The sequence below is a fragment of the Bradyrhizobium sp. 23 genome, from assembly GCF_023073295.1.
Classification (GTDB): Bacteria; Pseudomonadota; Alphaproteobacteria; order Rhizobiales; family Xanthobacteraceae; genus Bradyrhizobium; species Bradyrhizobium canariense_D.
Genome location: NZ_JADPJF010000103.1, coordinates 442,027 through 448,753 on the forward strand (window position 1 = coordinate 442,027; position 6,727 = coordinate 448,753).

The 6,727-nt window shown below is 59.0% G+C and carries 5 protein-coding genes and 1 pseudogene; 5 read left to right on the forward strand and 1 reads right to left on the reverse strand.

What is annotated here, in order from left to right; all coding sequences use genetic code 11:
* The first annotated feature begins 483 nt into the window (after positions 1–483).
* Positions 484–1,545, forward strand: a complete 1,062-nt coding sequence (locus tag IVB32_RS27145) for a hypothetical protein (RefSeq protein WP_247369531.1) — start codon at positions 484–486, stop codon at positions 1,543–1,545.
* 5 nt (positions 1,546–1,550) lie between these two features.
* Here the strand turns inward: IVB32_RS27145 and IVB32_RS27150 are convergent, their stop codons facing one another.
* Positions 1,551–1,907, reverse strand: coding sequence for a methylamine utilization protein (locus IVB32_RS27150; RefSeq protein ID WP_247369529.1), 357 nt, complete (start codon positions 1,905–1,907; stop codon positions 1,551–1,553).
* Positions 1,908–2,117: 210 nt separating this feature from the next.
* On the opposite strand from IVB32_RS27150, the gene IVB32_RS27155 reads away from it, so the two are divergent.
* From IVB32_RS27155 to IVB32_RS27170, 4 genes and pseudogenes are all read left to right on the forward strand, one after another.
* Positions 2,118–5,057 carry an EAL domain-containing protein gene (locus IVB32_RS27155; protein ID WP_247369527.1) on the forward strand — a complete coding sequence of 980 codons (2,940 nt, stop codon included), beginning with the start codon at positions 2,118–2,120 and terminating at the stop codon, positions 5,055–5,057.
* 400 nt (positions 5,058–5,457) lie between these two features.
* Complete coding sequence (locus IVB32_RS27160) at positions 5,458–5,589, forward strand: hypothetical protein (protein ID WP_346348269.1); 132 nt, start codon at positions 5,458–5,460, stop codon at positions 5,587–5,589.
* 466 nt (positions 5,590–6,055) lie between these two features.
* Positions 6,056–6,442 carry a hypothetical protein gene (locus IVB32_RS27165; protein WP_247411927.1) on the forward strand — a complete coding sequence of 129 codons (387 nt, stop codon included), beginning with the start codon at positions 6,056–6,058 and terminating at the stop codon, positions 6,440–6,442.
* Positions 6,443–6,507: 65 nt separating this feature from the next.
* Positions 6,508–6,727, forward strand: a pseudogene (locus tag IVB32_RS27170) (transposase); the annotation flags it as partial.

Here is a 6,727-nt window from a genome sequence, read left to right on the forward strand (position 1 = left end):
TCTTCAAACGCTTACCGCCTCGTCCCCAACCGTGCCTTTCCCTGAGGTGCCCGGACAACGAACTCCCTGATATCGGGCGGCCGGGAAGGGCCTCAATAGAGGTGCGGCAATGCCGACCCGAACAGGCCCAAGCCGAGGATAAGAAGGGCGCCTGTCCAAGCCTCCAGGGATTCTGTACGCACGGCGTACCGCTTTGCGCCACGGGCCAGCACCGCGCCCACCGTCACACCTGCCGCACTTAGCGCTCCGAACATGGACTGCTCCAATCATCCGCTTGTTCCCCGTTCAGTACGCCCCTCGGATTGAAGGCCCGTCCTCGAAATCCTTAAAATGTGAAGGATTTGTGCGGGGCGCCTCCAATCCTGCGCAGCCCCATTAACCAGTAAACAACCGGTGGATGCGACAGGCGCCACAAACCTTAAAATCTATGCTAAGGTGAATAGATCGTTAAGGCTGTGCTTTTAAGACGGGCGGTTTTTTGAAATGTTCAGGTCTCTGGGACGAGGTGCCGTATCGGCATCCCGAGGAATCTACCTGTTTGCCTCGTCCATCGCCGGATTCTGCTTCTGGATCCTGGGGACTGAAGAGGCCGCCGCGCATGTCAAATGGTTCTGCGCCTATGACGCTGCGGGCCAGCCGCGGGGCCTCGAGAACGTTCTGTGCCAGGATTTTGAGCTCCTCCTGGGCGTTGCCTTGCTCTGGTTGTTTTCCGGCTGTGTGGTCGAGCGGACCTCTCTGGGCGAGCTGATTGCCCGCTCGCTAAACCGCTTCGCGCAGAGCCTGGAGCTGCACACCGAGCTGATGATGCGCGCCGTCTGCGGGTTTTTCTTCATCTCGCTCTGGGCGGTCGGAGGTATCATCCTGACCCCCGAATTGAAAACGACGTCCCCGCTGGTCGGGCCTTTGCAGCTCGTCATCGCCGCCGGCCTGCTGTCGCGTCGCACCATGCCCCTGTCCGCGGCCGGGATCGCAGTGTTGTTCGCGGTCGCGGTACGCGACTACGGCACCTTCCATCTGGCCGATTATCCGATCTTTCTGGGGGTTGCGGCCTACCTCGCTCTCACCGGACTGCAAAAGGATCTGTTCGGCGTTTCGGCGCTCGACGTGGTGCGGTATGCGACCTCCGTCACGTTGATGTGGGCGTCGATCGAGAAGTGGGCCTATCCGGAGTGGAGTTTTCCGCTCCTGATCGAGCACCCCGGCATCACGCTTGGATTCAATAACGAGTTCTACATGCGCGCCGCGGGCATGGTCGAGTTTACCCTCGCTTTTGCCTTGGCCTGGACGCCGCTGGTCCGGCGGGTTGCGGCGGCCATGTTGCTCGGCATGTTTATCAGCGCGTGCTTCGAATTCGGCAAGCTCGATGTCATCGGGCATTCGGCGATCATCGTCGTCCTGATTACGATCATTTCCGACACCCGGCAGGCCCAGGCAGACTATCGCGCCCCACTGCTCGCCCCGGCAGGACTATGCGCGGCGCTGACGGTCACGCTGTTCGCCTATTATGTTGGCCACGCCGCGATCTTCAACACGACGATTCTCTAGGCCCGTTACTTGGTCACGTGCACGCCGAGCTTCATCTTGGGATGAATGCCGCACAGCACAGTGTAGTCACCAGGCACAGAAAAAACCACCTCAACTTGGCTGCCCGGCTGCTGATCTCCGGTATCGAAATCAAAGCTACCTGCGCTCAAATAGGCGTGGTGTAGGAGCTCGCCATCGTCGTTAACGAACCGTAAAGTCTCGCCTCTCTTGATGATGATCTCTCTCGGCCTGAATTCTCGATCCTTTTGCGAGATCGTGTAAGGGGCCGCGGCCAAAGCGGCTCCCGCGAACAGTCCCGCCATAATTGCGGCCGTGATCTGAAAACCGAGCTCGCCCGTACGCAATGGGAAAAGCCTCGCCATAATTTCAACCCCGCTGAAAACTTCAACTTTACCAAGAATCCGTCCGGGCTCGGATCTGCCGAGCCACGTGAGTACTCCTAAGCTTATCACAGGTTGATCTTAACGATTTCCGCATCCCTTGCAGTCATTACTAGGGAAATTTTAGGCGGGCGGCTGGCTGCCTCCGCGCGGTATGTTTGCTATTAGGTGTTTACAGCGAAAGACACTGTGATGGGTCCTTTCGTCGGCAGCGTTGCGCCGAAAGCGGTCGTCGAGACCTTCCGGTCGATAATCGCTCGGTTGTCGCGGCTTGTCGCGCGCGGTTCGATTAGAACCGGGATCTTGATCTTCTGCCTTGCGATGAGCGCGATTGCGGCAGCGTTGGGAGGATATGCCAGCCTCGGCATCCGGCACGCTGGCGACTTGGTTGCGAAAACCTTCGACGAATCATTGATGTCGATCAACTATGCGCGGGCGGCCGGCGCCGATTTCGCCGCCATGCGCGTGGCATCTGCACAACGGCTTCTCACAAAAGACCCGGCGGTCCATGCAAGGCTCGACGCCGAAATTGACGAACTGGCCAAGTCACTTTCTGAAGACGTCACCATAGCGGCCGAGCGATCACAGTCCTCGCGGGCCGCACAAGCAGCCGCCAAAGTGCAGGAGGCGGCAAATGCATGGACCGCGCTTCATCGACGTCAATTTCAAAGATTTGCTGACGACGCTGGGAAGATCGAAGCGAGCGGTCGTGAGATCAACGGTGCTGATCCGTATTCCAACACGGTAAATCAGCAGATTGAATTGCTGGTGAACTATACGGCCGGCGATGGATTTCTGTTTCGCCAGCGGGCGCTTGCCGCGATCAACCGGGATGTACAATTCAACGCCGCCGGGCTGACCATTGCCCTTCTTCTGTCCGGTCTTTTCTCCTGGCTGTTGGCGCGGCGGATCATTGGTCCTGTCGCCATCGCGTCCAAAGCGGCCAAGAGCATCGCCGACGGCGATTTGAACACGAGCATTCCGGAGGGCGGCGGTGACGAGCTCGGTACGCTCCTGACTGCTATGGGCAGAATGCGGGACAACATTAAGGCGATGGTCGACCGAGAGGTGGCGCAGCGACGTTCGGCGCAGGCGCGGCTTTCCGATGCGCTCGAGCACTCCCGTGAGGGCGTCGTCCTCCTCGACCAAAACGGCCAGGTCGCGCTGGCCAATTCCAGAGCGAGCGAATTCATTCGCTGCTCTCCGCAGCTTGTCGATCCGTTGCGGATGGCACGGGCGCCCACCGCCCAGCACTCAACGGAATTCATGCTGCCAGAGAACGCTAACGAGGCGGACGGGGTGGAGAGCGAGGCCCAACTCCCGGATGGAAGATGGCTGCGGGTCAGCCGCAGCCCGACCCAGGAGGGCGGCGTCATCCTTGTTTACAGCGACATTAGCGGTTTGAAGCAGCAGAAGGCGGAGCTGCATGCGACCAATTTGAGACTGGATGCGGCGCTGACGCACATGTCGCAGGGACTCTGTCTCTATGACGGAGAAGGACGGCTGCAGGTCGTCAACCGGCGCTTCTGCGAAATCTTTGATATTTCGCCGGAGCTTGTGCGTCTAGGGATGACGTTCGAGGACGTGCTCCGCCTGAGTGTTGCCGCCGGAAATCATGGCAGCCAGACGGTGGCCAATCTTCTGGCAGAAGGCGAGGAACTCTTGGCTCGCAATGGCGGCAACTACCTCCAGCAGCTCAGCGACGGACGCGTTGTCTCCATCGCTCATCGCTCCACATCCGATGGCGGCTGGCTCATCAGTTGTGAAGATGTCACCGAACAACAGCGGGCTCAATCTCAAATCGCCTTCATGGCGCGGCACGACGCTCTGACTGGATTGCCAAACCGGACTCTGTTCGCTGAACGGATTGAACAGGCTGTCGCAGCGGCTGTTCGAGGTGCAGGCTTTGCCGTGTTCTGTATTGATCTGGATAAGTTCAAACAGATTAATGATACGCTGGGCCATCCGGTGGGTGATGGGCTGCTTTGCGCTGTCGCGGCGCGATTGAGTGCCTGCGTCCGAGAGGGTGATACGGTTGCGCGTTTGGGGGGCGATGAGTTTGCGCTCATCCAATCTGAAGTCCACAACGCTGAAGATGCTGTGCATCTGGCCCGACGTATCGTCGAGCGTGTCGCGGCGCCCTACGAGCTGAACGGACATCAGGTCGTCGTCGGCTGCAGCGTCGGAATTTCCCTGGCACCGGGTGACGGCACGACACGCGAAGCGCTGCTGAAAAATGCCGACATGGCGTTGTACCGGTCCAAAATGGACGGCAGGGGAACGTGGCGGTTTTTCGAGCCGGCCATGGATGCGAGCCTACAAAACCGCCGCGCGCTCGAAACCGACCTGCGTGCGGCCATGGACAAGGACGAATTCGATCTGTTCTACCAGCCCATCTATGACTTGCGGATGGACCGGATCAGCGGCTTTGAGGCACTCTTGCGCTGGCGACATCCCAAAAGAGGGCTGGTGCCGCCCGACCAGTTCATTCCTGTCGCCGAAGAAATTGGCCTCATCACACCGCTTGGGGAATGGGTGCTCAATCGCGCCTGCGAGCAGGCGGCGAGTTGGCCGAACGAGCTCAAGATTGCGGTCAATGTCTCGGCCACTCAGTTTCGTGATCCACGGCTCGCGGCCGTCATCGCAAACGCCCTCGAGGTTTCGGCGCTGGCGCCGCACCGGCTCGAGCTCGAAATCACGGAATCAGTTCTGCTTGGCAACAGCAGCGAAACCATTGCGACGCTGCACGAGCTGAAGGCGCGGGGGCTGCGCATCGCGTTGGATGATTTTGGTACCGGCTACTCCTCGCTCAGCTATCTGCGCAGTTTCCCCTTTGACAAACTCAAGATCGATCAATCGTTCGTCCGCGACGCGACGGCGACAAAGGGATCGAAATTGATCGTCCGCGCCATCACCAGCCTCGGAAAGAGCCTCGGCATGACGACGACGGCGGAAGGCGTAGAGACGATTGAGCAGTTGAACCAGATGAAGGCCGAAGGATGCAACGAGGCGCAAGGTTACTTGTTCAGCCGTCCGGTCCCGGCAACCGAACTCGCATCAACGATCCTGAGTTTGAGAAACGGCCTCCAGAGCCTCAAGCGATCTGACTGGAACAATCTGATAGCCAGCTAAGTCTATGGGTCGCATGCCAGAGAAATCGACCCTGGCATCGGCAATTTCGCGGCGCTGCATCACTGACGATCGGTACCAGCTTGCGCACGTATCGGTTTAGGTAGGAAACTCGGGCGGCACAGGTGCCGTCGCGTCATAGTGTAGACGGCTCACGCTGAGCGCCGAGCGATGGCTCAATCCACAGCTGTTCCTCTTGGTCATGGTGAAGTGCCCAGCAGGCGTTTATGGGTGCGGCATCGGCCATAGCCGTCGTCCGGACGACTGCCATTCCAACCGTTTGATGGTACGGCATGACGGAATCAAGCCACAGTTAGCTTCATCAGGAGTAATGCACATGGCAAGTCCTCCGACTAAAAAGGACATTGAGCGCCGCGCGTATCAGCTATGGCAGCAGGCCGGAATGCCCGAAGGGCGCGATCAAGAATTCTATTGGGAAGCGGAGCAACAGCTGAAGGAAGAGCTCCGGTCCCTGCGAACTCAGGACGCCGAATACGCTGTAGAACCGCGAGAAAGGAAAGGCCGCGGGGCTTGAAAGTCGCCATTTCTTCTGGCCCATGGGGTCCCTCCTTTCGGCTCGAGCTGAGGCGACCCTAACGCCGACAGAGAGGCTTGCGATATGTGAGCCGTCGACCTTCCGGTGTTCTATCCTTCCGGGTCCTTCGCTGGTGGGTTGCGTCCGCCCGCAAGAGCAGACCCGCGTCCCGAGGCAGGAGGTCGGCGGAATCTGATTGATCCAGCAGGCCTCGCGCGAATGCCTGGCCTGCATGGCTCCGCCACTAAACCCCCAACGTCCTCGTCCATCGTTTCAGCTGCCAAACTTTGGGCGGCACGTGTGAAAGTGTTCCGGGTGGAAAACGACGCTCGCTTTCAGGGGCGCTGCGTCAGCGGCACGGCTCGCGGTGGCGGCCAGGTTGTTTCTCAATCAAGATCCGAGCCGCACTATCTCTACGACCACTATTTCGCCTCTCTGGTAGCGGTAAATGCGCCACTGAGGAGCAATGGATGCCATTGCTGCAGGGTCATGGAAAATGAAAACAACCGCGCGAGAATTCGTCGTAGGCATAGTAGCGGTGCTTTTGATTGGCAGTGTAAAGGCGCGCGACTTGGATAACCGATACAACGACTCGGGCCTCAAACATTGGTTTGATCAACTCGCCAGCGCCAAGGGACGATGTTGTTCGATTGCGGACGGCCAGATAGTCGCCGATTCGGATTGGGATTCCAGAGATGGCCATTATCGGGTGCGCCTAAATGGCAGTTGGGTCGATGTTCCTGACGATGCAGTAATTGCCGAGCCAAACCGCGCCGGTGCGACCATGGTGTGGCCGCTGAATAGCTTTGATGGCCTCGGAATTCGGTGCTTTATGCCCGCAACCACAAGCTAGGGTCTGTACCTAATTAGCGAGTTCTGATTCCCTCGTGCCAAGTTGATTCGGCACGGGGGACTTCGATGCGCAAAGGACTGTTCTGGCTCAACGACAAGCAGTGGGCTCAGATAGAGCCGCATCTGCCAACGAACCAGACCGGCCCGGCGCGCGAAGACGATCGACGGTTATCAGCGGTATCATTCACATGCTCCAGTGCGACGCACGCTGGCGCGATTGCCCGTCCGACTATGGCCCTTACACGACGATCTACAATCGGTTCAATCGCTGGGCTAAGCGCGGACA